The 2,845-nt window shown below is 31.3% G+C and carries 3 protein-coding genes; all 3 read right to left on the bottom strand.

What is annotated here, in order from left to right; genetic code table 11:
• Positions 1 to 138: 138 nt before the first annotated feature.
• Positions 139 to 1,113 carry a hypothetical protein gene (locus OU788_RS12080; protein ID WP_274635400.1) on the bottom strand — a complete coding sequence of 325 codons (975 nt, stop codon included), beginning with the start codon at positions 1,111 to 1,113 and terminating at the stop codon, positions 139 to 141.
• 141 nt (positions 1,114 to 1,254) lie between these two features.
• A complete protein-coding gene (locus OU788_RS12085) occupies positions 1,255 to 2,232 on the bottom strand; it encodes a hypothetical protein (RefSeq protein ID WP_274635401.1) in 978 nt (325 codons plus the stop codon).
• The coding region (locus OU788_RS12090; RefSeq protein WP_274635402.1) for a hypothetical protein at positions 2,225 to 2,845 on the bottom strand (621 nt) is incomplete at its 5' end. The genes OU788_RS12085 and OU788_RS12090, both read right to left, overlap by 8 nt.

The raw sequence follows: 2,845 nt of genomic DNA on the forward strand, positions 1-2,845 counted from the left end.
ATTTTTTGGCGCCATTCTATAAGAAGAAAGAAGATAACAAATATTGCCTTATGTGACGTAAATATATGTTATAGTTTTCTTACATACAAGCTTTTACACAAAAAAACTCCAATAACCATTCTTATCAGTACTTTTAGTTTAAAACCATGTATCTTTTAAAGTAAGTGATGCTACTTCATATTTTTCCTCTTCTGGAGGAAGAAATCCTTCTCCTTTTTCGTTAGTAAGCATGTATACAATTTTACCATTAGCAAAGGTAAATTCATACCATTTGTTAGCAAGTATCGTTTCTTTTTCTCCAAAAACACATGGATTCCAACTTTTATGGGTTCTTTTATTAAAAATTTCTGAGTCTTTAGGTCTTTTAATATCCGGAGCATAGTACTCTTGGTCTTTCCAATATTGTTCTCTTTCAGCTTGTTGTTCTGGTGTGGCTTCTGGGGTAGGAATACCACAACTGTAATATAATGGTGGCGGAAATCCTTCTGCTTTTCTACGTTCAAAATCTTTTTGACGATACGGATCAAATGTTTTACCTGGTGGTAAAGGCCTGTTTTTATCCATATACCAAACAAAAAAAGATAATTTACTTTTAACCTCTATTCCTGCTAAAATAAATCCATTGATTCTCCAATTAGAATATGGAGCCATTAATGAAGGAGCTCCCATTTTTCCTTGTGGTGCATTAAGAAAAATAGCGTCTTTAAAATTTACTATCACTGGAGTATTTGACCAATAATTTGGGTATGAAAATAAACCACCTAGTCTATCCATAATTAATTTTTTCTCTTTAATTACCAAAAGTTTAATCATGAAAGATAAGCCTACAAGAAAGATTAATCCTGTAATCCAAAAAGGACCAGTTACTAAACTACCCCCTGCCCAAAAATGAAGTATAATTGAAAAGATAATTATCCCTAAGCCTGTTTGCAAATCTCCTTTAAAATCATAATAATCAAAAACATAATACTCATCATCAATCCTAATGAAATCTTCTTTAAAATCAGAATATCTATCTTCTGGCCTTTTTTCTATTTCTAGGAAAAGAACCTTTTTATGTTCTTTTCCTTTAAAAGTAGTTATTTTATTTTTATCTAACTTTATATCAATCATTCACTTTTTTCTTAAAAGGTTTATCTTTCCATGCCTCTTTAGATAATAATTTAGGTAGTACATCTATTGCTACTGGTCCTTGATAATCAGAATCTTTAATTATTTTTTTGTTAAATAAACCTTTTTACCAATATTTTTAATTTAAAACCATGTATCTTTTAAAGTAAGTGATGCTACTTCATATTTTTCATCTTCAGGAGGAAGAAATCCTTCTCCTTTTTCGTTGGTAAGCATGTATACAACTTTACCGTTAGCAAAGGTAAATTCATACCATTTGTTAGCAAGTACCGCTTCTTTTTCTCCAAAAACACACGGGTTCCAACTTTTATGGGTTCTTTTATTAAAAATTTCTGAGTCTTTAGGTCTTTTAATATCCGGAGCATAGTACTCTTGGTCTTTCCAATATTGTTCTCTTTCAGCTTGTTGTTCTGGAGTGGCTTCCGGGGTAGGAATACCGCAGCTATAATATAACGGAGGTGGAAACCCCTCTGCTTTTCTACGCTCAAAATCTTTTTGACGATACGCATCAAAAGCATCTCCTGGTGGTAAAGGACGATTTTTATCCATATACCAAACGTAAAAAGATAATTCACTATTAACATCAACTGTTGATAATGTAAAACCACCAAATTTAACATTCGTATATGGAGCTACTAAAACAGGAATTGCCATTTTCCCTTTATAGGCAAAAAAAAGAGCTGCTTCTTTAAAGCGAATAACTACTGGTTTATTGGACATATAATTTGGATACGAAAATACCCCATCTATCCTTGATAAAATTAGCTTTCTATTTTTGATAATGAATGTCTTAATAATAAAACACAAACCGAACAAGAAAATTGGAGCCGTAATAGGGAAAGGAGCTTCAAAGCTAAAAGCTCCACCAACCCCAAAATGAAGTATAATAGAAAATAATATTATACCCCCTCCCCACTTAAGATCATCTTTAAAAACATAGTAGTCAAAAGCATAGTATTTATCATTTAAGCAAAGAAAATAATCAACATCCTTTAAATTAATTTTATAAGGAGAAGTCCTTATCTCTAAAGGTTCAGATTTTTTAGTTTTTTTTCTTTTATGGGTAGCTACTTTAGTTTTATCTAGCTTTATATCAATCATTCACTTTTTTCTTAAAAGGTTTATCCTTCCATGCCTCTTTAGATAATAATTTAGGAAGTATCTCTATTGCTACTGGTCCCTGATAATCAGAATCTTTAATTATTTTTTTGTTAAATAAACCTCTTTGTATATCACGTACTTCTTCTTGGGTAGTAAATTTGGCTCCAATGTAACGTTGTTCACCTTCAATATCTATTGGGTAATACTTCTCTTTTTCTAACTCTAGCCTACATACAAATACAATGTGTGCTGCTCTGTTGTTGTTTTTTAAATCTCCTTTATTAACTTTAAAATCAATAATAGCTTTGGGTATTTGTCCTTCTGTTTTATCAATCGTTATTTCTTCTGATTCTGGCTTAATTTTTACAGGTGTGGTGTCTAAACCGTTTTCAAAATAATATACCTCATAGTCCAATTGATCTTGGGTAGTTAAAAATTGACGGAAACTAATTTCTGCACGGTAAGCTATAATGTCAGAAATTTCAATAGAAACACTCATAGTTGATGTCCAAGGCTTTATACGTTTTCTAACCATAAGTTCAGTAGGTGTAAAACGAATGTTAGCACACACCAATATATCTAAAAAATCTTGATGCATTACCTGCATGATTTC

Source organism: Tenacibaculum sp. L6 (genome assembly GCF_028823685.1).
Classification (GTDB): domain Bacteria; phylum Bacteroidota; class Bacteroidia; order Flavobacteriales; family Flavobacteriaceae; genus Polaribacter.